The sequence below is a fragment of the uncultured Shewanella sp. genome (assembly GCF_947501225.1).
GTDB lineage: Bacteria > Pseudomonadota > Gammaproteobacteria > Enterobacterales > Shewanellaceae > Shewanella.
In genome coordinates this window covers 1-22,139 of record NZ_CANMUW010000029.1, presented here as the reverse complement: position 1 = coordinate 22,139, position 22,139 = coordinate 1, and the positions used below count along the sequence as shown (strand labels likewise).

The window sequence follows — 22,139 nt, the reverse complement described above, 5'->3', positions numbered from 1 at the left end:
CAGCTTACAGCTTACAGCTTACAGCTTACAGCTTACAGCTTACAGCTTACAGCTTACAGCTTACAGCTTACAGCTTACAGCTTAATAATTGCTACTTACCGCTTAATACTTGTTTTTCAAGATAATGTATCGATTGACCACCCTCTCTGTAGCCTTCATCGGCCAATATCTTCTCCAGTAGCGGGATGTTGGTTTTTACCCCCTCTATCTTTAACTCCAGCAAGGCCGTTTTCATGCGGGCAATGGCGGTGGGCCTATCTTCGCCCCAGGTGATAAGTTTACCAATCATGGAGTCGTAATAGTGAGGCACAGTGTAGCCCTGGTATAGGTGAGAGTCCCAGCGGACTCCGGCGCCTCCGGGAGCCCGGAATTGAGATATGGTACCGGGGGAGGGAGTGAAATTATCGGGATCTTCGGCATTGATGCGGCACTCGATGGCGTGGCCATTAAGGGGGATATCCTTCTGGTTAAATCTGAGAGGTTTCCCCGAGGCGATGTCGAGCTGGGCCTTGATAATATCGATACCTGTGATCATCTCGGTGATAGGGTGCTCCACCTGAACCCGGGTATTCATCTCGATGAAATAGAACCGGTTTGCCTCATAGAGAAATTCGAAGGTACCGGCGCCACGATAACCTATCTCTATGCAGGCTTTGGCACAGATCTCTCCTATGGCATGTCGAGTGTCGTCATCGATACCTATGGCCGGTGCCTCCTCAATCATCTTTTGATGCTTACGCTGCATCGAGCAGTCACGCTCACCTAAGTGAACCGCATTGCCCTGCCCATCAGATAACACCTGAATCTCAATATGGCGTGGTGTTGTAAGATACTTCTCCATATAAAGATCGCCATTGGCAAATGCAGCCAATGCCTCGGCCCGGGTTACCTCGATAGCCTGAATCAGCTCGGAATCACAGTTAACGACTCTCATCCCCCGGCCCCCGCCTCCGGCGGTGGCTTTTATGATCACAGGGTAACCGATCTGTTCAGCCAGTCGTTTACTACGTTGGTTATCGTCGGTTAAGCTTCCGTCAGATCCCGGAACTGTAGGCACGCCGGCTCGCTTCATGGCGGCAATGGCTGAGATCTTATCCCCCATGAGTCGAATAACGGCTGCTGTCGGGCCGATGAAAACAAAGCCGCTATTTTCTACTTGTTCCGCAAAGTCGGCATTTTCGGAAAGAAATCCATATCCGGGATGTATCGCATCTGTGTTTGACAGTGATGCCGCTGAGATAATGGCGGTCGTATTGAGGTAACTGTTTAATGCCGGGGCTTTTCCGATACAGAGTGTTTGAGTAGCATATTTGAGGTGCAGTTGTTGACTATCGGCATTTGAATGGATGGCCACAGTTTCTATGCCCTGCTCGCTGCAGGCACGCTGTATCCTGAGTGCTATCTCTCCTCGGTTGGCGATCATCACCCGTTTTATCGGGCGCTCATTGGCTGGTTTTATCAAAGGCGCTCCCTCGGTCAGATCTTCTTACAGTTATCCTTCGATGGCTTTCTCCAAGCGACCTCTTCCCGAAGAAAGCCTGGCTCTTGCTATGACTTTTAAGTGTCGGTTTACTCTTCGCAACTCGCTCTATTGATCTTCGATGACGATAAGGGGTTGGTCAAACTCTACAGCATCGCCACTCTCAACCAGAATCGCCTTAATCACCCCGGAGCGATGTGCCTCAATTTGATTCATCATCTTCATCGCTTCGATGATACAGACAGGGGCGCCCAGCTCTACTCTTTGCCCTAACCGACACAGTGGCTCGGCTTCGGGTGACGGCGACAGGTAGAAGGTACCGACCATGGGAGAGATCACTGTGTTGGTCTCGTCAAACTCGTCTGCAGGTGAGTTTGAGTTCGATGATGAGGCGCTCAGAGATGAGACTTGAGTTGTTGAGGCAGGCTCTGCAGCCATGTTAGTACTTACTTCACTGCTCGTCTGCTGCATTGTCGCGGGAACAAAGACTGTTTGAGAAGCTGAGGAGGATGCCGGATTCTGGCGACAGATCCTCACCGACTCCTCACCCTCCTTGATCTCGAGCTCGGCAATACCGGACTCTTGCACTAATTCGATAAGCTTCTTTATTTTCCGAATATCCATATTTTTCCAAAGATAGTTATTTTAATAATCGTTGTTCACTGTGTTAGAACCTGGAATCAATGCTCTGCCGATTTTGTCTCCAGACGGTCGATTGCCGATTGGAGTGCGAATTGATAACCCTGGGCTCCGAGTCCGCAGATCACACCGATAGCCTTATCTGAGAAGTAGGAGTGGTGGCGAAATGGTTCCCGGGCATGAACATTAGAGAGGTGTACTTCGATAAAGGGGATTGAGACGCCTAAAATAGCATCTCTTAGCGCGACACTCGTATGGGTAAATGCGGCCGGATTGATGATGATAAAGTCGGCATCCGACCCATGAATCGTATCGATCAGTACATGCTCGGCATTTGACTGGATATGCTCCAGAGTGACGCCAGCCTTGGTTGCCTCATCCTGTAGCTCTTTGACTATCTGCGCTAAGGTGTGATGGCCATAGTGTCCAGGCTCTCTACGACCCAACAGATTGAGGTTCGGTCCGTTCACTAATAAGATCTTTGCCTTGGTTCCCATGGAGATATCCTTGCATTTTTAACCGTGAATTGATGAGTCATCGCTGGCTGTTGCATATTAAATGACTTATCTGATTTCACCAGAAGTTTAAGGAGTTGTCGACTTTTAGCGTCAATTTCGGCGATTTTTTCTGCAAGATGATGCAGATAAAGTCGATAACTGTTGGAGCTTGGAGCCTTTAATAATCTGGCTTATTACGTCTGAGCGCCTTGGTGGCACCTTTCTGCTTTTTAGCATCGACGCGTCTGCGCTGGCTGCCCTTAGTCGGTTTGGTCGCTATGCGGCGCTTCTGAATGATTGTGACGCTGGCGACCAACTCGATGAACTGAGCCAGTGCGGCCTGACGGTTGAAATCCTGACTACGGCTCTGTTGGCACTTGATGATGATCTTACCGCTCTTGGTGATGCGGTGATCCGCCTTCTTAAGCAGGGCTTGCTTATAAAAGTCCGGTAGGGATGAGGCTCTGATATCGAAGATGATTTGCGCCGCGGTGGACACTTTATTGATATGTTGACCACCAGCTCCGCTGGAGCGGATAAACTGCCACTCAATCTCATTTTCTTGAAGAGAGACATTGTTCGAGATTTTTATCATGGCAAAATAGATCGTCGTTTCGGGGAGTGTATATTAACAGAAGATTGAGCTTATTCAGTATCGATATCTCTGTTATGCTCCGGGGCGTCAGACATTTATCCTTGTTCGGAGTTTTTCTATGTTATGCAAAATCCCAGATATTGCTGAAGGTGTTATCAGCCTTTTTGCCAGCGGGCGCTTGTCGACCTCTGATTACCAGCAACATCTTAAGCCTCTTATCGAGAGCTATCGTGAGCAATCGGGTAAGGTTTGTCTCTATATAGAAGCCGATGTGTTATTGGAGGGGTGGGAATCGCAGTCCCTGACAGGGAGCGGTGAGGTTCAGTTGCCTAACTTCGATGGTTTAGTGCTGGTGGGAGGGCCTGACTGGTTCGGTAACGCAGTGCGCTTGATGGGACCGTTTATGCAGGGCGAGGTAGCCTGGTATCCGTTAGAGGAAAAAGCGTTGGCAAGAGACTGGATTGCTACCAATCTGGAGAAATAAACCTGCGGATAGTTGCTGTTATAAGCACCTTAGCGACGCGCTTTTTAGTTAGGCATTCGCTTTGTCATTATTGTAGAATGCAGCATCGGCATCAAAGTTGTCACATATGGGCAACACAGGTAGCAATCTTAATTTAAGGAAAAGCACATGCTTTCAAAAAATGGTACATCGCTTAACGTTTCGGCTAAAGTTATCTCTATCGCGCTGGCAGGCATCTTCATGGTTGGCTTAAGCGGATGCGCACCGGAAGTTGGCAGCGAGAAGTGGTGTAAACAGATGAGCGAAAAAGATAAGGGTGACTGGTCTGCCAATGAAGCGGCCGATTACGCTAAGCACTGCGTGTTCTAAAGACCTGTTATTCAGCGACTGGTTTATACCACAGCAGATATAAGCGTTTTCATCAGAGCCGGCAGTGGTATTTAGCTTGCTTGAGTGGAATGTGACGCAGACAATACTTTGGGATTCTACACCCGGAATTTATATTGTCTGCGTTGAACTTTCAGATACAATCCCGGTCATATTGGAAGAGCTACATAACTATTTTTAGTAAGGTTTTCTTTGCGTTATCAATTTCGTCTGTTCACCCATAAGATCGCCATTGCGTTGATCGCCGTTGTGCTGTTGCAGTTTGCAGGGGCTAACTTAGGCGCGCATCAGTTGCATCTGGGAAGTCATGACGAAGAATCAGAAAGCCATCCTCACCTGCAGTTTACTGCCGAGGTCACCAGCCTGGCACAGTGTGTCGATTGCACTTGTTCTGCAGAAACAGACTTAGATCTTGAGACCTCAGGCTCGAGCGGGAGTTTTGCGTCAGACAGTGGTGCTGGCACTCATTCCCATTTCGTGAATAAGACTGAGACGAAAACCTTCGATCTTTGCCTCGACTGCCAGTGCCACGGTGGTCATGTCACTGCCATGTCTATTCACTCGACGACGCCTATAGTCCCGGTGGACGATACGCCCACAACGATAAGCAGTAACTATCTACCTCCGGAACCCCTGCCGGACTACCGCCCCCCTATCGCATAACCTTTCGTTTCTGGTGATGGGCCGCCGGCTTATATCCAGAAGCAATATCATCCGATGAAATTAGTTGGAATCCTATAGACCTGTGCTGTGGGGCTCCTGAGAATGATTTAACCCGATAACGAATTCGTGTATCTCATCTATTGACGTCTCTGAACGATGTTTCAGCAGGCGACATTTATGATGGGTCTGTCGTTGCCGGGATAGGATATGCGATGAATAAAACAGTAATTGCCAGCCTGATGCTCGTTTATTTTACAAGCGGGCCTTCAGTCGCTATGGCTTCAACAGAAGCAGACCTTCAAGCGCCTTCGATAACTTATGCACCGATTGAGCCTGCTGGTAGCCATAGCCCGCAAGCCAGCTTTGCGTCATGGCTCCCCAGCCTGATGCAGAAGTTTAACGCCCTGCCGGAGGTGGTGGCTCAGCAAGCCAGACGTAACCAAGCCGAGTTGAACATTAAGGCGGCCGATCAGGCGGTCTATAACCCGGAGCTTGGGGTCGACTACCAGAATGCCGGCGAAGATACCTATACCCTGGGGATCAGCCAAACCATAGATTGGGGTGATAAGCGTGGCGCTGCGACACGCAGGGCTCAACTGGAGTCTGAAATTTTACTTTCAGATATCTCGCTGGAGCGCAGTCAGATGTTGGCCGACTCGATTCTAGCCCTCGTTGAGCAGGCTCAAAGCCGTAAGGCGGTCGTGTTTCAAAAGCAGCAACTGCAAGCGGCTAAGACTCAGTTTGAGATCGCCAAGCAGCAGATGCAGGTCGGTGAACTATCGGCTGTAGAGCTAAAACTGATCCAGCTCGATGTGGCGAGCAAGGCTGCCGATTATGCCGTTGCCGAGCAGGCCTCGATCGCCTCGGATGCCAACGTGATGATGCTACTGGGCGATAGCGAACAGGCCTTCGGCGGCTTCATCGAAGCCCTGACCCTCCCGGCGGTGAAGAGACAGGTCGATCCCGACTTACCCGCCTTAAAGAGTGCCTATCAGCAGGTGTTACTCGCCAGAGCCACACTTGATCAGGTTAAAGCCGACACCGCCATCGATCCGACTGTTAGCCTGAATGCAGAGCGGGAAGGCGAGGAGAACAAGTTTGGCATGGGCATCTCTATTCCCCTGCAGATCCGCAATAACTACAGTGAAACACTCGCCGTAGCCAGCCAGGATATTGCCATTGCAGAGCAGGGCTATCTGGCACGCGAAAGAGTGCTCACCCACCAGCAGAAGAAGTTTAATCTGAGCCTGCCAAGACTCACCGAGCGTTATCAGGATTGGCGTGAGCTGGTACTTAACTCGGGTCAGGAAGCGGCATCGGCACTGGGTCAACAGTGGCGTGCCGGTGATATCAATACCAGCGATTACCTGCAGAGTCAGCGTCAGCTTTCAAGCAGTTATCTTGTGGGCCTGGAGCTGGAGACCGCGCTCTATCAGAGTTGGCTGGAGTGGATGGGGGCCAGTGGGCAACTGGAATCATTTCTTCAGGCTCAACTATCTGGCCAGCCCTTAAATTCGGCATCGAATGCGGCTGCGGCACTGTAATAAGACGGAATAACGAATATGAAAAATCAGAAATCAGTTAAGAATAGTTTCGGTTCTAGTGCGACAACCAATGCAATAACCAGAGCCATGGGTTTTGGTCTGTTTATCACCTTAGTCGCGGCCATCTCAATGCCCTCTACAGTAGTTGCCGGCGATGGACATGACCATGGCGCAGAAGCATCTGCGAAGCGAGAGCTTAAGAACATTTCATTAGGTAATGGGTCTGGGCAGGCCGAAGAGGATAGCCATGACCATGGCAAAGAGGAGATGCATGACCATGATGTCGGGTCGGCGGATAAGGCTGAGCGCACCGATGACGGCCACGGTCATGGAGAGGAAGCGGGAGAAGAGGGCCATGCCCTTGAGTTAACAGCCGCTCAGCAACAGCTTGCAGGCATTAAGGTTGCGCGTCTCTCAGAGGAGCCCTTCAGTTTGGAGGCTGTCGCTACGGCGACCTTAGTGGTCGACAGGGACAGAACCATGACGCTGGCACCTCAGCTGGATGTCAGAATCGAGCAGCGTCATGTGGTGCCGGGGCAGGAGGTGACCAAGGGCCAGCCCCTGCTGACCTTAGGGGGCGTCGCCGTCGCTCAGGCACAGGCCGATTATATCAATGCTGCCGCCGAGTGGAGTCGTGTTAAGCGCATGAGCAGGAGTGCGGTCAGTGCGAGTCGTCGCCTTCAGGCACAGGTCGATGCCGAACTCAAGCGAGCAACCCTGGAAGCGATGAAGATGACCAGCTCTCAGATAAGCAGATTAGAGTCTGACCCTGAGACAATCGGTAGTTATCAGTTACTGGCGCCTATCAATGGTCGTGTACAGCAAGATCTCGCCATGCTGGGCCAGGTTGTGACTGCCGGAACGGCTCTGATGCAGCTCACCGATGAGTCATACCTGTGGGTCGAGGCTCAGGTGACGCCAAAGCAGTCTGAAAACGTCAGCGTGGGCAGTAAGGCGTTGGTTCGGGTCGGTGATAAGACCTTAGAGGCTAAGATCATAGGTCGTTCCCATGAACTCGATAGCGTAACCCGTACCGAGCAGATCTTAGTGAGTCTGGAAAACCCCGGTCATGTGATCCATGCGGGGCAATTTGCAGAGCTCTACCTCCCGAATGCCGTACAGGGGGGCGTGATCCTTCCCGATGCGGCACTGACTCGCGGTGGCGATGGTGACTGGCAGGTCTTTGTTCAGGATGAGGATGGTTTCGAAGCCGTAGAAGTGGAAGTTGTGGAGCGTCAGCGGGGCATGAACTTAGTTCGTGGTCTGGCTGCGGGCAGCGATGTTGTGGTATCCGGGGCCTTTTTTCTGGCCTCAGAGCAGGCCAAATCCGGCTTCGATATCCATAACCACTAATGACCACTAAGACTCGCTCAAACTGAGCGGGTAAGAGGAGAGGTTCTCTCATGTTACAGAGACTTATTGAGGTTGCGATCCGTAACCGATTGTTGGTGGTGTTGGCATTGATCGCCGTTGCGATCGCCAGTGTTGCCATGTTACCCAAATTAAATCTGGATGCTTTTCCCGATGTGACCAATGTCCAGGTCACGGTCAATACCGAGGCTGAGGGCTTGGCGGCCGAAGAGGTGGAAAAACTTATCAGTTATCCGGTCGAGTCGGCCATGTATGCGCTACCGGCGGTCACAGAGGTGCGCTCGCTTTCCCGTACCGGCCTCTCTTTGGTGACCGTAGTGTTCGCCGAAGGAACCGATATCTACTTCGCTCGTCAGCAGGTGTTTGAGCAGTTGCAAGCGGCGAGGGAGATGATCCCCGATGGTATCGGTGTGCCTGAAATTGGCCCCAACACCTCGGGACTTGGACAGATATACCAGTATATCCTGCGGGCCGCGCCCGATTCGGGGATCGATGCCGCAGAACTGCGTAGCCTGAATGATTATCTGGTTAAGCTGATCATGATGCCTGTCGCGGGCGTGACCGATGTACTCTCATTCGGTGGTGATGTGCGTCAGTATCAGGTGCAGATAGACCCAAACAAGTTGCTGAGTTTTGGTCTGTCTATGGAGCAGGTTACCACGGCACTGGAGAGTAACAACCGTAATGCCGGTGGCTGGTTTATGGATCAGGGGCAGGAACAGCTGGTTGTTCGTGGCTATGGACTGCTGCCTTCAGGTGACGAGGGGTTAAAGGCGATCGCTCAGATCCCGCTAACCGAATTTTCCGGTACTCCTATTCGGGTAGGAGATATCGCCAGAGTCGATTATGGTAGCGAGATTCGGGTCGGTGCAGTAACTATGACTCGCCGGGATGAAGCCGGATCGCCACAGGTGCTTGGCGAGGTCGTTGCGGGCGTGATTCTGAAGCGAATGGGCGCTAATACTAAGGCGACCATCGATGATATCAATGCCAGAACCGCCATGGTTGAACAGTCACTGCCCGATGGTGTGACCTTCGAGGTCTTCTATGATCAAGCCGATCTGGTTGAGCAGGCGGTAACCACGGTACGTGATGCACTGCTCATGGCTTTCGTGTTTATTGTGGTCATTCTGGCACTGTTTTTGGTCAACATACGTGCCACCCTGCTGGTACTGCTTTCGATACCTGTCTCTATCTGTTTAGCCTTGATGGTGATGTCCTATTTCGGTATGTCGGCTAACCTGATGTCACTGGGTGGCCTGGCGGTCGCCATCGGTATGTTGGTTGATGGCTCGGTGGTGATGGTTGAGAATATCTTTAAGCACCTGACCCAGCCGGACAGGCGTCATCTGGGGGCTGCGCGCGATCGCGCCGATGGTGAATCGGATCCCCATCATGCCGAAGAAGATCAACACTGTATCGCCATGCGGGTCATGTTAGCGGCTAAAGAGGTGTGTAGCCCAATCTTCTTCGCCACGGCGATCATCATAGTGGTATTCGCTCCTCTGTTCGCGCTGGAGGGGGTCGAAGGTAAGCTGTTCCAGCCCATGGCTGTGAGCATTATTCTTGCGATGATCTCGGCGCTGTTTGTGGCGTTGGTCGCCGTCCCTGCCCTGGCCGTTTTCCTCTTCAAGCGTGGGATCACACTCAAAGAGAGTGCGGTACTGAAGCCTATCGAGAGCGGTTATCGCCGTCTGCTGACGGCTACCATGGCAAGGCCTAAGACAGTGATGGTCACCGCACTGACCCTGTTTGTGATCAGTATGTCCCTGTTGCCGCGGCTGGGTACAGAGTTTGTGCCTGAGTTGGAGGAGGGCACGATCAACCTCAGGGTGACCCTTGCACCTACCGCCAGTCTGGGAACCTCGCTCGATGTGGCGCCCAAACTTGAGAAGATGTTGCTGGAGTTCCCGGAGGTGGAGTATGCACTGAGTCGAATCGGTGCTGCAGAACTTGGGGGGGATCCTGAGCCTGTGAGTAATATCGAGATCTATATCGGTCTCAAGCCGGTAGAGCAATGGCAGTCGGCATCGAGCAGGGTTGAACTGCAGAAGTTGATGGAGGCAAGGCTCAGTGCCTATCCGGGGCTGTTGTTTACCTTTTCTCAACCCATTGCTACGAGGGTAGATGAGCTGTTGTCCGGTGTAAAGGCGCAGCTGGCGATTAAGATCTTTGGTCCCGATCTGGATGTGTTGTCCCAGAGTGGTGAGAAGTTAACCGAGCTGGTATCAAGCATTCCGGGCGCCGTAGATGTCTCTCTGGAGCAGGTCAGTGGTGAGGCTCAGCTTGTGGTTCGTCCCAAGCGTGACCAGCTTGCCCGTTACGGCATCAGTGTCGATGAGGTGATGGGTTTGGTCAGTCAGGGGGTCGGCGGCGTGAGCGCCGGGCAGGTGATAGATGGTAATGCCAGATATGACATCAATGTACGTCTCGCAGAGCAGTATCGAAATGCGCCCGATGCACTCAGGGATCTGATCTTAAGCGGTGTTAACGGCGCTACCGTGCGCCTCGGTGAGCTGGCCAGTGTCGAAGTTGAGATGGCGCCACCGAATATCAGACGTGATGATGTTCAACGTCGCGTGGTGGTTCAGGCCAATGTATCGGGACGCGACATGGGCTCAGTAGTGAGTGATATCTATGCCATCATTCCACAAGCAGAGTTGCCTGCGGGCTATACCGTAGTGGTCGGCGGTCAATATGAGAATCAACAGCGGGCACAGCAAAAACTGCTGTTGGTTGTACCTATCTCAATCGGTTTGATAGCGTTGCTGCTCTACTTCTCGTTTGGCTCTGTTAAGCAGGTTGGCCTGATCATGGCCAATGTGCCTTTAGCCTTGATCGGTGGCGTGGTGGCACTCTTTATCAGTGGTACCTACCTGTCGGTTCCAAGTTCTATCGGGTTTATCACCCTGTTTGGAGTTGCCGTATTAAATGGGGTGGTGCTGGTGGATTCTATTAATCAGCGCAGGCTTTCGGCATTAAATGAACTGCCGGGAACGGATGGTGGGGAGAGTCTGTATCAGTCGGTTTATGAGGGAACGGTAGGGCGCCTGCGTCCGGTATTGATGACCGCGCTGACATCGGCGCTTGGACTTATTCCTATCCTTCTTTCCGGTGGGGTGGGAAGTGAGATTCAGCAGCCTCTGGCAGTTGTGATCATCGGTGGCCTGTTCAGCTCGACGGCCCTGACCCTGTTGGTACTACCGACCCTTTATCGTTGGTTATATCAAGGCTCGGGTAAAACGGGGGGAGCAAGGAGCTCGAGGCGTTAGATTAACCTTTACCCTAAGGTTTAGGGCGTTATCAGGGATGAAGGGGGGGAGTAGGGGGCATTAGTCTGCCGCCCTGCTCATTATCTCCAAATGGCTTCGAAATGTCTTATTAAGCATTTTGAACCTGCTTGGGTATATAACCCTTTATTACGGTCTGCCGCTATTGCATCAGATGTAAGATGTCAGGTGCAATAGCTTCGACTGCTACAATTATTTGAAAGACTGTGAGTTTCGGACTCGGGAATTTTATCCTATGCCGGAACTTCTTGTCGGTATGTCTAACCATTCAGGTAGGTGTGGCCTGGTCAAGCAGCGGCAAATTTAGTACGCGGAGCAGGGGCGCTCCGCTTTTTCACAAGGAGTAAAGCATGGCACATGCCCACGCTCATGATTTTGAATCTAATAGTAAAAAGCTATATATCGCAATCTTTATCAATGTCCTGCTGACCCTGTTTCAGGTTATCGGAGGTATCGTGGCCGGGAGTCTCTCTCTCTTAGCCGACGCCCTGCATAACTTCAGCGATGCCGGCGCTATCATCATAGCGGTCATAGCACGTCGTATCGGGAAAAAGCCTGCCAGTAGCCGGATGACTTTTGGTTATAAACGAGCGGAAATTATTGGCACATTGATCAATAGTGTTTCCCTGATTGCTGTAGGTATATACCTGATTGCAGAATCTATTGGTCGCTATTTTAATCCGCAACCGGTCGATGGTTGGATTGTCTTTGCCGTCGCCGGCATCGCCCTGCTCATAGATATCGCCACCGCGCTGTTAACATACTCCTCCGGTGCTAAAGACAATCTTAATATCCGCGCCGCATTTATCCATAATGTCTCCGATGCCATGGCCTCGGTAGCCGTTATCATAGCGGGGATATTGATCATCTACTTCCAATGGTATGTAGTCGACCTTATAACCACCGCAATCATCTCTGTCTATGTGATCTATCATGGCGGGATTTTACTGCGCAAGGCTATTTTGATCCTGATGGAAGCCACCCCCGAAGAGATAGATATCGATAAGATAAAAGCCGAAATCTGTAAGCTTGAAGCTATCGAGTCGATAGAGCATGTTCATGTATGGGAGATCTCCGACAAGCGTTACATGTTTACCGCCAACCTGCTCCTTGTCGATAGACGGCAATCGGAAACAGCGTTGAAGCTGGTAAAACGCTGCCTGGCGACAGAGTTTAATATCGAACATACCACCCTGGAGGTTATCGATAAGACTCAGGATAATGGTCAGTGTCGATAGCGGTTACAGCTTAAGAGTGGTTATCGCTCAGAAAACTATATGGCTTGAGAAAAAAGGGCAGCCGGGTCAGGCTGCCAAATGCAGAGATGGTGAAGATATTTAGGGTAATAAACTCCTTATCGGTTGTTTGACTATGAATTAGCGGTTACTTTGCGATCTTTGGGCTGACATATTTAGTTAATTTAGCGTAACCGCCCTTCAGTATTTTGACATTGTCATAGCCTAAGTGGCGCAGTGCCGTTCCTGCAGCCATGGCTCTGGCGCCCGATTTACACACCAATACCACAGGTTTATCCTTCGGCAGTTTTGCCAGGTTTTCCGGATTAAACAGCTCATGGATACCGATATTTAATTTATTTTCCATGGCGAGTCCGAAGATCTGGCGCTCCTGAGGAGTGCGAATATCCACGGCTAACATAGCCTGGTCAGACTGCAGCTGCTTAACAAAGGCCTCGGCACTAATCAGGCCTATGGCCTTGCCTGCTTTGGCTCCTTTTGCCTGGCTAAACTGTTGCTGATAGCTCTGTGCCAGCTGAGCATCGTAAGCCATAGCCTGGCCGCTCATTCCCAGCAGGGCACATAGCAGGGTGATGCTTAAGTAGGGTTTCATCCTTATTCACTCCTAATTCTATCGGGTTAATCAATATAGCCCTGAGGTGGTCAACCACAGGGGATAATTGGATATGGCGCAAAGATTTATCAATAACAGCCATATCATTCATGCAAGAGATGTTGCCAATAACTTGTGCCTCAAGTTCCATTTCAGGACATGAATTGAGTGCATTATCAGTAGTGTTATCAGCTTGTTCAATTGAGCTTTGTCACATAAATATATGGGGTGAGAACTGAAAAATTATCAATCTTATCTGTGATTTTTTACGCTGCCTGCTGGTATGTTTACAGGTGGGTATATGGTGTGGGTTGGGCTTTGCCAGTGGAAACTGCTGGCTGGAAATATCTGATCAAATGTAAAACTGAAATATTCGTTAGCAAGGTGATAACATTTTAGCTCTAAAAACCGTGAAAGCATGAGGTTTCAGGAGGAAAAGCTCTGCTTTCCCTCTTAGCTCATCAGGTTGTCATTGGTGCTTGGCTTCAATCTGTTCCATCAGCACCTGCCATTGTGGGTACTTTTTCAAACTGACCTCCAGATCGCCCCATGGCGCAAGAGTCTGCAGTTTTTGTTGTTCGCCGTCCAGTTTGAGTTGGGTCGTTTGATAGAGATAGTAGAATGCCGAAGCGCGATAGTTTGCGACACAATGGATCAAAATATCTTTATCTCGGTTCGCATTCATTATAGAGAAAAAACGTTCGACATCTTCTATGGTAGGTTTTTTCCAATCGACGGAGATGGACTCATACTTCATGCCGGCAGCTTTAACCAGGCTGGCCTCGTCCTCATGGCCGCTGGGGTTGCCATCGGGGATCAGGTTTATGACGAGATCCACGCCGGCTTGCTGCAAGATTTTAAACTGAGTTTCACCCGGGAGCCCGGCGGTGATCACCTTGTCACTGTTAAACTGTACCGCCTTAATGTCCTGAAGTGCGTCGGGTGAAATTTCTGCCTGTGCTACGGTCGCAGTGAGTAAAGCTGCTATTAAGATGGCACGTTTCATCTTTTGTTCCTTCATATCTGTGAATATCAGAGATTAGAATCAGCTCATCAGGCTTAGTTCAATTGAGCCATTTCAAATGCGACTTTAGTTCAAAATACAGTAAGGTTTTGAACCTGTCTCGGGTAGTAAAAGGCCGGCTCTGGTTGGCCATTTTGTTGGGGGGGCTGAAATGATATTTCGGCAAATTAAACCTTAACCTTGATGACGACTTTACGCACTCTGTTTGGCGTCGCACCTGTACCTGGCATATGCATATCTCCCGGGAAAAATATTGCAAACATTCCCGGCCTTAACGGGATAAATGCCGCTCCCTCCTTGTTGGACTCATAGTCGAATTCGGCAAAATCATGCTCTGGGTTATATGCCACAGAGGGCTGCTGAGAGCCTAGAGGCAGATAACCGAACTCCTCTTCACCGCTAACCATATACTGCACATCGATATAATGTTCGTGAACCTCAAAAGGCTCCTGCTCCTTAGGTTTCGTTTCATAATCATTGACGATAACGAACAGGTTTCTGCCATCGAGCTCGTAGCTGCCAACCTCAAGCTGAGTAAAGTCTGTTTCAGCCAGGTGAGTTAAAGCCATCGCGATTCTCGGGCTGATGTGTGAGTAAAGATCTAAATTACTTAAAGTATCGACAATCATAGTTTGCTCTGATTTATTTACTGTTTATGGCATGAGTTTAGCGTTCATGGAGTATCAATCAAGTCCCGTCTGCTCTGTACATACAGGGCAGATTTTGAAAGTTTCAGGATGCCAGACAAGATCTTATCTCAAATGGTATCCCCCGCAGCTCGAAGGCCGCTTTCAGTTGTCCGGTGAGCTTAGATTTTGGTTTGAGGGGAAAGCTAACTTTTCCTTTCGTGGCATGGATGAACAACTGATCTCCGAGCAGACGCACCGAGTTTATCTCATCATATCTGACAATAAGGTTCCTGGCGGGCCCCCAGTCACTCTCCATCGATAGCTTGCAAAATTTGACCGAGTCCGGGGTGAACTCGATTCTCTGCTGCCAGATAAAGTAGAGCCACCATACGCAGGTACAGATGAAAAGTAGGGGAAGCAGCAGATCCCAGGTCGAATCAAATACACTAATCTTCATAATAAACAAGATGTAACTACTTGAAATAAAAGCGGTGATAAGACTCAGCCTCTTGAAGGGGCGGATCCGGGTGTTTTCCATTTTTGATATTCCTTATCAAATCTGTCCTTTGGTAAGGCTATAGTATAGGTGCTATTTTAAAAAGCTAACTTTTGTTAAATAATGTTCTTTCTCTTTCCTTTTATCTTCTTTTGAATGAGGTCATGAAATTGCCTGCTCTACGTTTTCTTGCCGGACCGACAGCATACAAGCAGATCGAAGAAAATGGTCTGAAACCTGAGTTATTTACTCAACTTCTGGCCGCATCGGGTGGTCCCAAATGGATAGGTATTGCCGGGCTGGACAGGTATCTGTTCGGAGAGTTTTTCAAAGACCGCAGGACACCCCTGCATACCCTGGGGGCCTCATCGGGTGCCTGGAGACTGGCCTGTCTGGCACAACAGAACCCGCTGGCCGCCTACTCCAGACTGGAGCGCCTCTATATTGGCCAGCGCTATGATGTGAAGCCGACCCCCGCAGAGGTCTCCGAACAGGTTGCAGGCATTATAACGGGCCTCTTAGATGGCGCCGCCGGGAAGGATATTGTAGATAACAAGGTGATTAATACACATCTACTCGCCTGCAGGGGCAGACATCTTAACCGCATGCCGGGGCGGCTGTCGTTGGGGCTGGGCTTAGCGGCGACTGCGGCGACGAATCTGGTTAGCCGTAAAAGTTTAGGCTTGCATTTCGAACGTTTCATTTTCGGTGCTAAAGACTGCGGGTCACCCTTCAATTGTCTCGATGATCTTCCTAGCAGGCAGGTGCCTCTGACGGAGCAAAATATTGCCCGGGTCCTGTTGGCTACCGGGTCTATTCCCTGGGTGCTGGCACCGGTGACGGATATTTGTGGGGCACCTGAGGGGCATTACTACGATGGTGGGATAACCGATTACCACTTCGATCTGCCGCTCTCCCATGCGCAGGGGTTGACCCTCTATCCCCACTTCTATTCCAGCCTTATTCCGGGCTGGTTCGATAAGTCTCTTCCCTGGCGCAAGGCAAGGCGTAACTACCATAACGCGCTGATCATCGCCCCTACTCAAGAGTATCTCGCCTCTCTTCCCTACTCAAAGCTGCCCGATCGCGGCGACTTCAAGCATCTTCAGAGTGATGAGAGGATAAGGTATTGGCAGTATTCAGTCGCCATGAGCGAAGTTTTAGCCGAGGAGTTGGACGAGCTGATAGCGAAAGGCACTATCATGGAACGCATTGAATATCTTTAGCGCCTGGTGATTGAGCCATGGCCCTTTGAAACAAATCTCACCTTTTGCCTGTCTAATACAGTAACAGATAATGCGGAATTTAACCGGATCTCCTGGTGCTGACACGGGCTGAATAGTTCGATAAGCAGTAAATTCTGCAACTGCTACACTTTAATATTATTGCCTTACAGATCGTTATCATGATCTCGGGGGCGCTCATCGGCATTTACCGACCCTGAGGGGAAGGGGGATACTATGCAAACACAGGAGATGGCGTTAATTACACGTGATGCCTTGCTGTTGCCCGATGGAAGGATAGAGATCAGGATGGTCGACCCAAGTTATCTGCATGTCGTAGCCGATGTGCTGAAAGGTAAATACCCCCTGGCATTCGGCATGTTTAAGGCCAATGGTCTTCCCCCCTGTTACCCCAATGCCACCCAGTGTGAGATCATTGATTTCAATCAGCTCGAAGATGATTCGCTCAGCATAGTGCTGGAAGGGAAGCAGAGGGTGAAGATCTTATCGGCGGCAAAGCGTAAGGATGGTGTCTGGATTGCGAGAACACTTAGGTCCCATAACTGGAGTCACGAGCCGATAAAAGGTGAGTTTGAGCTGATCAGTGCCGCTTTAGAGCAGTTTTATGAGGTTAACCCTGAGTTGTGTGGCTTATATGCCAATATCCATCTGGAAGACGCCTCCTGGGTGAGTCAACGTTGGTTAGAGGTGCTGCCTCTCTACAACAAAGACAAACAGGTGTTGATGAATCAGCCTAACTGTCATAAGACAATGGATTTTGTTCTCGACCTGATTAAGTCACACGTGGACTAAAATCTTCCTGTCGATCTGTTAAAATGGACCTGTGTTTCCTATCTGAATCTATTTATGACCTCAACTGTGCGCGCCACTCAGCCCTCCTATGTGGTGCTTCCCGAAACTGTTACCGATAAACCCACTGTGCTTAGCTTTCTTGTTGAACGTTTTCGGCAGATTCAGCCTAAGGTGTGGCGGGAGCGAATAACGGATGGCAAGGTACACTGGCAGGATGGGTCTCTGGTTGAGCTCGATAGCCTCTACAGGCCCAGGGCCAGAGTGTATTACTATCGTGAGGTCGCAGCCGAAGCTAAAATCCCCTTCGATGAGCGGGTGCTATACCGGGATGCGAAGGTCATTATCGCCTTTAAGCCCCACTTCTTAGCCCTTCACCCCAGCGGAAATGTGATCAATGAGTGTCTGGTTAATCGGTTACGGATCAAGACCGGCATAGAGACCATAGTCCCGGCTCACCGGCTCGACAGGGCGACAGCGGGGCTGGTGCTACTCTGTCTGCACCCCGAGCATCGTCAACAATACCACGACCTGTTTAAGCATGGTCAGATCCTCAAGGAGTATCAGGCGCTGGCCAAGCTGACACCTGAGCTGCTCGCCAGTCATCGACGCGGAGAGTTAACTCTCCCTCTCCATTGGACAGTGAAAAATCGTATGGTTAAGGGAGATCCCAGTTTCACCATGAAAGTGGTGGAGGGGGAGCCCAACACCCACTCGGAGATCGCGCTGGTCGAGATACGGGGCGAGACCGGGGTGTTCAAGTTGTCGCCGATAACGGGGCGTACTCACCAGCTCAGGGTGCATATGCAGAGTCTGGGAATGCCGATACTTAACGACAGATGCTATCCCGCTCTTCAACCTAAGGCTGCCGATGATTACCAGCGGCCGCTGAAGCTGCTGGCCAAAAGGCTTAAGTTCAGTGACCCGGTAACGGGCATCGAGTTCGATATCGAGTGTGATGGCTTCAAGAGTCATCGTCATGGAGGGGGAACTCTTTAAGCTCACTTCCCCGAAACAGCTCTGCCTGCCCCGTCGTCAGTGAGCACTCCCTCACTGCACAGATAAATTAACGACTCCTCTCTTGAGCTTGGGGGGCTGATTCCCGGTGCTGCCTGCTCGGTTTGTTGAAGTGGGTCTCCGTCATATCTGCGTGCAGTACGCTGACATGAGTCGGCGCACCGTCCGGGCCGAAGCTGACCACTCCTATACCACTCTTATTCACCAGGCGTCTGCTGCGTTGACCATTGGGGCGACGGCCACGAATATTCATTCGCTTACGTTTGGTAAAGAAGTTCAGCGGCGAGAAGTGACCGTATAGCCAGCCGTTGAGCTTATCGAAAACCGGCAGTAACTTCTCGGGAAATTGATTCTTGATACCGCTGCAGGTGATCTGGTAGATCTGAGGACCGCCTTTTCTGAAACGGATATGGATGTCATAGCTAAAGGAGTAGTGAACGTCTCCCGAGAGGATGACAAACTGCTCCGGGGTTTTCCTGTGTTGAAAGATACTCAGCAGGGTATTTGCCGTCCCCGGATGAGCCATCCAGTTCTCGGCATCGATCAGCAGGGAGCCACCCAGCATAGTGGCCATTCTCTGCATCGCCTCAATCAGTTTTACGCCAAACATGGGCGCCGCCGAGACGATGATGACCTTGCTCTGACCCACAAGCTCCTGTTGCAGCTCCATCAGGGCCTCCCAATCCATCAGGCCAGAGGGTTTGGCTAGGTTAGACTCACTGCGCCAGCGATTGGTGCGGGTATCGAGCACCACCAGTTTGGGAGAGGTGTTCAGGGTGTAGTGCCAGTGCTCGAACCTGAGCAGAGTATCGACGAGATTGTCGTGCCTGCTTTCATCTTGCTCAGAAAAGAATTCGTCGATCAGGGGCGCGATTTCAGGCATAAATTTAGCGGGTGCATTGCCAATGCCCTGAAAAATGGCATAACCAATCAGTGCATTACCTATGATGCGTTTAGAGAATGCATGGCCATAGGCAGCCTCCTCCCATTTAGCGGTGAGGTTCCAGTCATCGGTGATATCGTGATCATCGAAGATCATATAGGTTGGCAGGTGAGCCATTAGCCGCCTGACCTGGTTCAGTCCGAACTTAAATTCGAGCAGGTGTACCCACTCCCGCTCCCATCGCTTACTGTTCGCCGCCGATAAGCCCACCACCTCTTTGGGGATATCGATCTTCTCCCAAAGCTCGGGTGACCAGCTGAGCAGGTAGAAGGCGATAACCTCACCCAGACTCACAAGATGATTTTCGGCGATGGAGGAGGTAAAGATGGGATGGTTCTTATACCAGTGAGTGATGGGGGTCTTAGCCGGATACTGAGTGCGGGGGAGTAAGTTTTTATGTCTCTGGTAGAGCGCCGCCGGGTGGTAGCTTATCGCTTCGCTTCCGGGCAGGGGGGCATGATCAAATTTCTCCTGAGGCAGGCCCAGTAGTTTAATGACCTCGCCGATGGCGTAGATCATGGGGCCGGCAACGTCATCGACATAGACCTGATCGCCGCTGAGCATCATGAGTGCGGGTCTGGCCTCAACACTCAGATCTTGTCCCAGCCTGGTATCGGCGGCCACCAGGGCATCGCCGCTGTGGTGATGAGCGTTACGGCATGAGCCGTGTAACATGCTATCTATCTCAGGCTTGATGACAAATTCAGGGGCGTCATTTTCCGGGTAGTGCAGCGCTTCTACCTCAGTAAAGACTGCTCCGTGGCGGCTGTCATTGAGCCGGTAAGCTATCGCCTCGTTGGCGGGGAGAAGCTGAGTTTGATGAACATGGATGATATATTGCCAGGCACGTTCGCCAAGCCTGATAACATGAACCTGACTGGCAAGCAGCGGCTCTTTAAAAATCAGGGCTTCGGTTTCACGGCTGTGCTTCAGGGTCAGAGTCAGGGATAACTCAGTCATGGGTTCACTGCTGACATACCATAGGGTGAAGTTATCAGAGTCGCAGTGACGAAGAGTGGGTCCCGCTATGATGAGTGGTAGTTGCGCCTCTGGCATCTGTTCTCTCTGTTTAAAGCATCCGGATAGCTCACAGACTAAACAAGTCGCTATGGTTTGAAAAGGTAAATAGCTATAGTATCGCACTGGATTTGATAAAAATTCCTGAAATGGAGTGTAACCTATGCCCCACAGTTTGATTCCAAACTTGAGAGCGTCGGATCAACTGGCTTTTCTGCGTATATTGAGTTTATTGCTCAAACTCGGATTGACATTTACTGCGGCGGAAACCTTCGGACTCTCCCTCCATAGTCCGGCGTTGAACTATGCCCTGCTGCTTGAAACCATCTATCTCGGGGTCACCTTCTCGATACGCCATCCGCTACAGTCTAAAGATTCCGGGCTGTTTATTGCGCTGTTGTTAGATACCGCTTTTTGGATCACCTGGCTCTATTTTACCGGGGGAGCCACCAATGCATTTATCTCATTGTTACTGCTGCCTATCGCGATAGCGGCCGTGATACTGCCTCGTTGGGCGCCATGGTCTCTCACCCTCATCTCGACTCTGGCCTATAGCCTGATGCTCTATTTTGTCCCCCAGGAGCAGATGCAACACCACGGCATGGATATGAGCTCACACTATCTGGGAATGTGGTTTAACTTCGTCATCTCATCACTGGTACTGACCACCAGTGTCGCGTTTATCTCTAAACGCATGAGGCGGCAGGACTCTGAACTGGCCTATATGCGTGAGGCCCAGTTGCGGCAGGAGAAGCTGTTGGCACTAGGTACCGCCTCGGCGCAGATGGCGCACCAGTTGGCGACGCCACTGTCCAGTTTGCGACTTCTGGTTGAGGAAGTCGACGAAGAGTTGGGGCACAATTCGTCTGCGGTTAAGGAGATGGATACCGCACTGTTTCGCTGTGAGCAGACGCTGACAGAGCTGCGCTGTGCAACCGAATCAATTCGCGAACATAAAAGGGGGCAGATTGAAGTAGGCGAGCTTATCACTACGTTAAGACAGCAGGTCACCCTATTGATGCCTGAGTTAAAGTTAGAACTGGAACTGGATAGTGAAGCGAGCCGCACCTTAGTGCAAACTGATATCAGTCTGCTGCCTGCACTGCTCTCTTTAGTGGAAAATGCCGCACGTGCCAGCGAGGAGCAACTACAGGAGCAGAGAGTGAAAGTAGAGGTCGTTATCGATCACCTCTATCCATCTATTCGCCTTCGGGTGCGTGATTATGGTGCCGGGATCCCTAAGCGCCTGCTGTCACAGTTGGGACATAAGCTGGTGGAAAGTCCTACTGGGATGGGGATTGCACTCATGCTTAGCCATGCCAGCTTCGAGCGTCTGGGCGGGAAATTGATTCTGGGGACACATGTGGATGGTGGCGCCGTTGCCGAAGTCACCCTGCCGGTGGAGGGAAGGTAAAGCCATGGCACCAACTAACTTACAAGCCAAGTCGAAAAAGTTGCTGATCATCGAGGATGATCAGGCCCTTGCCGGGGTGCTGACGAGACGCTTAACGCGACAGGGGTTCGAGTGCCAGCAAGCCCATGATGCGACACAGGGATTGCTGATTGCGAGGCAGTTTAAACCCAGTCATATCCTGTTAGATATGAAATTAGACCAGGACAATGGACTCTGTCTGATTGAGCCGCTGCGTAAGAGTCTGCCAGATGTCACTATGGTACTCCTGACCGGTTATGCCAGTATCGCCACCGCAGTCGAAGCCATCAGGATGGGAGCCGATAACTATCTGGCAAAACCGGTTGATACGCAAACCCTGCTTAAGGCTCTGGATACCGCTCCGCTGGAGACGGGTGTTCAGCAACTGGATGAGGGGCCTCTGAATCCTAAGCGTGTCGAGTGGGAGCATATTCAGCAGGTGTTGAATGCCAATAATGGTAATGTGTCGGCAACCGCACGTCAGCTAGGCATGCACAGGAGAACGCTGCAACGAAAGTTACTTAAGAAACCCGCGTTTGACCATAGGACTTAAAGATAAAAACAGAATGTCCCTCTATCTTGCTAACAGTGGCAATGTGTCGGCAACGATCCACTCACCAAGCCGGCATGCACAGGAGAACGCTACAACGAAAGCTACTTAAGAAACCCGCGTTTGACCATAGGACTTAAAGATAAAACAGAATGTCCCTCTATCTTGCTAACAGTGGCAATGTGTCGGCAGCGATCCACTCACCAAGCCGGCATGCACAG

21 protein-coding genes are annotated in these 22,139 nt (G+C 50.9%); 12 read left to right on the top strand and 9 right to left on the bottom strand.

Annotated elements, in window-relative coordinates:
• Positions 1-91 precede the first annotated feature (91 nt).
• The 4 genes from accC to arfB all read right to left on the bottom strand — a co-directional run bounded on the left by accC (position 92) and on the right by arfB (position 3,211).
• Positions 92-1,423, bottom strand: coding sequence for an acetyl-CoA carboxylase biotin carboxylase subunit (gene accC, locus Q1B47_RS21600; RefSeq protein ID WP_299798769.1), 1,332 nt, complete (start codon positions 1,421-1,423; stop codon positions 92-94).
• Between the two features lie 165 nt (positions 1,424-1,588).
• The gene (gene accB, locus Q1B47_RS21595; protein ID WP_299798766.1) at positions 1,589-2,104 is read right to left on the bottom strand and encodes an acetyl-CoA carboxylase biotin carboxyl carrier protein; all 516 of its coding nucleotides are present in this window, start codon (positions 2,102-2,104) and stop codon (positions 1,589-1,591) included.
• 56 nt (positions 2,105-2,160) lie between these two features.
• Positions 2,161-2,616, bottom strand: a complete 456-nt coding sequence (gene aroQ / locus Q1B47_RS21590) for a type II 3-dehydroquinate dehydratase (RefSeq protein ID WP_299798764.1) — start codon at positions 2,614-2,616, stop codon at positions 2,161-2,163.
• A gap of 178 nt (positions 2,617-2,794) precedes the next feature.
• On the bottom strand, positions 2,795-3,211 hold the full coding sequence (arfB, locus tag Q1B47_RS21585; protein WP_299798762.1) for an alternative ribosome rescue aminoacyl-tRNA hydrolase ArfB: 417 nt from the start codon (positions 3,209-3,211) through the stop codon (positions 2,795-2,797).
• A gap of 118 nt (positions 3,212-3,329) precedes the next feature.
• On the opposite strand from arfB, the gene Q1B47_RS21580 reads away from it, so the two are divergent.
• From Q1B47_RS21580 to Q1B47_RS21550, 7 genes are all read left to right on the top strand, one after another.
• On the top strand, positions 3,330-3,695 hold the full coding sequence (locus tag Q1B47_RS21580) for an STAS/SEC14 domain-containing protein (RefSeq protein ID WP_299798760.1): 366 nt from the start codon (positions 3,330-3,332) through the stop codon (positions 3,693-3,695).
• A 147-nt stretch (positions 3,696-3,842) separates the two neighbouring features.
• Positions 3,843-4,043 carry a DUF3012 domain-containing protein gene (locus Q1B47_RS21575; protein ID WP_299798758.1) on the top strand — a complete coding sequence of 67 codons (201 nt, stop codon included), beginning with the start codon at positions 3,843-3,845 and terminating at the stop codon, positions 4,041-4,043.
• Between the two features lie 210 nt (positions 4,044-4,253).
• The gene (locus tag Q1B47_RS21570; protein ID WP_299798756.1) at positions 4,254-4,724 is read left to right on the top strand and encodes a hypothetical protein; all 471 of its coding nucleotides are present in this window, start codon (positions 4,254-4,256) and stop codon (positions 4,722-4,724) included.
• 212 nt (positions 4,725-4,936) lie between these two features.
• Positions 4,937-6,268 (top strand): TolC family protein, encoded by a 1,332-nt coding sequence (locus Q1B47_RS21565; protein ID WP_299798754.1) that lies wholly within the window; start codon positions 4,937-4,939, stop codon positions 6,266-6,268.
• A gap of 18 nt (positions 6,269-6,286) precedes the next feature.
• Positions 6,287-7,621 (top strand): efflux RND transporter periplasmic adaptor subunit, encoded by a 1,335-nt coding sequence (locus Q1B47_RS21560; RefSeq protein ID WP_299798752.1) that lies wholly within the window; start codon positions 6,287-6,289, stop codon positions 7,619-7,621.
• A gap of 50 nt (positions 7,622-7,671) precedes the next feature.
• Entirely contained in the window at positions 7,672-10,911 is a 3,240-nt protein-coding gene (locus Q1B47_RS21555; protein ID WP_299798750.1) for a CusA/CzcA family heavy metal efflux RND transporter, read from the top strand.
• Positions 10,912-11,279: 368 nt separating this feature from the next.
• Positions 11,280-12,167 (top strand): cation diffusion facilitator family transporter, encoded by an 888-nt coding sequence (locus tag Q1B47_RS21550; protein WP_299798748.1) that lies wholly within the window; start codon positions 11,280-11,282, stop codon positions 12,165-12,167.
• A 145-nt stretch (positions 12,168-12,312) separates the two neighbouring features.
• Here Q1B47_RS21550 and Q1B47_RS21545 read toward each other — a convergent pair whose 3' ends face one another.
• The 4 genes from Q1B47_RS21545 to Q1B47_RS21530 all read right to left on the bottom strand — a co-directional run bounded on the left by Q1B47_RS21545 (position 12,313) and on the right by Q1B47_RS21530 (position 14,968).
• On the bottom strand, positions 12,313-12,777 hold the full coding sequence (locus tag Q1B47_RS21545) for a rhodanese-like domain-containing protein (RefSeq protein ID WP_299798746.1): 465 nt from the start codon (positions 12,775-12,777) through the stop codon (positions 12,313-12,315).
• Between the two features lie 469 nt (positions 12,778-13,246).
• Positions 13,247-13,783, bottom strand: a complete 537-nt coding sequence (locus Q1B47_RS21540) for a protein tyrosine phosphatase family protein (protein ID WP_299798744.1) — start codon at positions 13,781-13,783, stop codon at positions 13,247-13,249.
• A 185-nt stretch (positions 13,784-13,968) separates the two neighbouring features.
• Positions 13,969-14,430: a YhcH/YjgK/YiaL family protein gene (locus Q1B47_RS21535; protein WP_299798742.1), complete on the bottom strand. Its 462-nt coding sequence runs from the start codon at positions 14,428-14,430 to the stop codon at positions 13,969-13,971.
• 103 nt (positions 14,431-14,533) lie between these two features.
• Positions 14,534-14,968 (bottom strand): hypothetical protein, encoded by a 435-nt coding sequence (locus Q1B47_RS21530; RefSeq protein WP_299798740.1) that lies wholly within the window; start codon positions 14,966-14,968, stop codon positions 14,534-14,536.
• 128 nt (positions 14,969-15,096) lie between these two features.
• On the opposite strand from Q1B47_RS21530, the gene Q1B47_RS21525 reads away from it, so the two are divergent.
• From Q1B47_RS21525 to Q1B47_RS21515, 3 genes are all read left to right on the top strand, one after another.
• Entirely contained in the window at positions 15,097-16,152 is a 1,056-nt protein-coding gene (locus Q1B47_RS21525; RefSeq protein ID WP_299798768.1) for an alpha/beta hydrolase, read from the top strand.
• A gap of 234 nt (positions 16,153-16,386) precedes the next feature.
• Entirely contained in the window at positions 16,387-16,962 is a 576-nt protein-coding gene (locus Q1B47_RS21520) for an LON peptidase substrate-binding domain-containing protein (protein ID WP_299798739.1), read from the top strand.
• A gap of 54 nt (positions 16,963-17,016) precedes the next feature.
• Positions 17,017-17,958 (top strand): pseudouridine synthase, encoded by a 942-nt coding sequence (locus Q1B47_RS21515; protein ID WP_299798738.1) that lies wholly within the window; start codon positions 17,017-17,019, stop codon positions 17,956-17,958.
• Between the two features lie 67 nt (positions 17,959-18,025).
• On the opposite strand, the gene Q1B47_RS21510 is transcribed toward Q1B47_RS21515, so the two are convergent.
• The gene (locus Q1B47_RS21510) at positions 18,026-19,975 is read right to left on the bottom strand and encodes an alkaline phosphatase D family protein (RefSeq protein WP_299798737.1); all 1,950 of its coding nucleotides are present in this window, start codon (positions 19,973-19,975) and stop codon (positions 18,026-18,028) included.
• Between the two features lie 124 nt (positions 19,976-20,099).
• On the opposite strand from Q1B47_RS21510, the gene Q1B47_RS21505 reads away from it, so the two are divergent.
• Complete coding sequence (locus Q1B47_RS21505; protein ID WP_299798736.1) at positions 20,100-21,350, top strand: HAMP domain-containing sensor histidine kinase; 1,251 nt, start codon at positions 20,100-20,102, stop codon at positions 21,348-21,350.
• Between the two features lie 4 nt (positions 21,351-21,354).
• Complete coding sequence (locus tag Q1B47_RS21500) at positions 21,355-21,921, top strand: response regulator (RefSeq protein WP_299798735.1); 567 nt, start codon at positions 21,355-21,357, stop codon at positions 21,919-21,921.
• The last annotated feature ends 218 nt before the right edge of the window (positions 21,922-22,139 follow it).

Bases quoted from the DNA above. Each gene is read 5' to 3' on its own strand.
- Q1B47_RS21505 (WP_299798736.1), top strand. From the start codon at position 20,100: ATGCCCCACAGTTTGATTCCAAACTTGAGAGCGTCGGATCAACTGGCT.
- Q1B47_RS21520 (WP_299798739.1), top strand. From the start codon at position 16,387: ATGCAAACACAGGAGATGGCGTTAATTACACGTGATGCCTTGCTGTTG.
- Q1B47_RS21500 (WP_299798735.1), top strand. From the start codon at position 21,355: ATGGCACCAACTAACTTACAAGCCAAGTCGAAAAAGTTGCTGATCATC.
- Q1B47_RS21540 (WP_299798744.1), bottom strand. From the start codon at position 13,783: ATGAAACGTGCCATCTTAATAGCAGCTTTACTCACTGCGACCGTAGCA.
- Q1B47_RS21545 (WP_299798746.1), bottom strand. From the start codon at position 12,777: ATGAAACCCTACTTAAGCATCACCCTGCTATGTGCCCTGCTGGGAATG.
- Q1B47_RS21510 (WP_299798737.1), bottom strand. From the start codon at position 19,975: ATGCCAGAGGCGCAACTACCACTCATCATAGCGGGACCCACTCTTCGT.
- arfB (WP_299798762.1), bottom strand. From the start codon at position 3,211: ATGATAAAAATCTCGAACAATGTCTCTCTTCAAGAAAATGAGATTGAG.
- Q1B47_RS21530 (WP_299798740.1), bottom strand. From the start codon at position 14,968: ATGGAAAACACCCGGATCCGCCCCTTCAAGAGGCTGAGTCTTATCACC.
- Q1B47_RS21550 (WP_299798748.1), top strand. From the start codon at position 11,280: ATGGCACATGCCCACGCTCATGATTTTGAATCTAATAGTAAAAAGCTA.
- Q1B47_RS21555 (WP_299798750.1), top strand. From the start codon at position 7,672: ATGTTACAGAGACTTATTGAGGTTGCGATCCGTAACCGATTGTTGGTG.
- Q1B47_RS21535 (WP_299798742.1), bottom strand. From the start codon at position 14,430: ATGATTGTCGATACTTTAAGTAATTTAGATCTTTACTCACACATCAGC.
- Q1B47_RS21575 (WP_299798758.1), top strand. From the start codon at position 3,843: ATGCTTTCAAAAAATGGTACATCGCTTAACGTTTCGGCTAAAGTTATC.
- Q1B47_RS21515 (WP_299798738.1), top strand. From the start codon at position 17,017: ATGACCTCAACTGTGCGCGCCACTCAGCCCTCCTATGTGGTGCTTCCC.
- Q1B47_RS21560 (WP_299798752.1), top strand. From the start codon at position 6,287: ATGAAAAATCAGAAATCAGTTAAGAATAGTTTCGGTTCTAGTGCGACA.
- Q1B47_RS21565 (WP_299798754.1), top strand. From the start codon at position 4,937: ATGAATAAAACAGTAATTGCCAGCCTGATGCTCGTTTATTTTACAAGC.
- accB (WP_299798766.1), bottom strand. From the start codon at position 2,104: ATGGATATTCGGAAAATAAAGAAGCTTATCGAATTAGTGCAAGAGTCC.
- Q1B47_RS21580 (WP_299798760.1), top strand. From the start codon at position 3,330: ATGTTATGCAAAATCCCAGATATTGCTGAAGGTGTTATCAGCCTTTTT.
- accC (WP_299798769.1), bottom strand. From the start codon at position 1,423: ATGATCGCCAACCGAGGAGAGATAGCACTCAGGATACAGCGTGCCTGC.
- aroQ (WP_299798764.1), bottom strand. From the start codon at position 2,616: ATGGGAACCAAGGCAAAGATCTTATTAGTGAACGGACCGAACCTCAAT.